This is a genomic window from Thalassotalea sp. ND16A (assembly GCF_000764205.1).
Lineage (GTDB): Bacteria > Pseudomonadota > Gammaproteobacteria > Enterobacterales > Alteromonadaceae > Thalassotalea_A.
On record NZ_JQDZ01000128.1, the window covers coordinates 1 to 700 of the forward strand.

Annotated in this window: 1 protein-coding gene; it reads left to right on the forward strand. The window is 39.7% G+C overall.

The genetic code is table 11. The features are described from left to right. A partial coding sequence (locus tag ND16A_RS00020; protein ID WP_052073372.1) for a phosphopantetheine-binding protein occupies window positions 1–642 on the forward strand: 642 nt, incomplete at its 5' end. Window positions 643–700: the final 58 nt, after the last annotated feature.

Here is a 700-nt window from a genome sequence, read left to right on the forward strand (position 1 = left end):
CGTGGCTTCCGTATAGAATTGGGTGAAATAGAGTATCAATTACTATCACATGATGAAGTGAATGATGCAGTGGTTGTCGCCTTATCAAGTGGCAAGGGAGACAAGCGTTTAGTCGCTTATGTGACGCATGATGAAGCGACAGCTATGCTTACAGAAGAAAATAATGATGCAGCACAAACATTACGTCATGATTTTATTGATTCACTCAAGGCGACTTTAACTCAAGCGCTACCCGATTATATGGTGCCATCTGCGTTTGTTGTGCTAGATAAATTACCGCTTACCCCTAACGGCAAAGTTGACCGTAAAGGCTTACCTACGCCTGATATGTCATTGCAACAAAAATCTTATGTTGCACCAACCACAGCAACAGAAAAACTGCTCTGTGAAATATGGCAAGACGTATTAGGTATTGAGCAAGTGGGTATTACCGATAACTTCTTTGCGTTGGGTGGGCATTCGTTATTGATCATAAGTGTAGTGTCAGAAATAAGTAAAACCTTGGAGGTTCACTTAACATTAAAGAGTGTTTTTTCTACACCGACAGTTGCGGAGAGTGCGGTATTTATCGACGCTATAAAATTAAATGAAAGATATGAAGCAAGTATGATAACTGCTGAGTTTGAAGAAGGAGAATTCTAATGGTAAGTCGAATAATATCAGAAGCAACTAAGAAAGGTATCCACCTTTACCTTAAAGG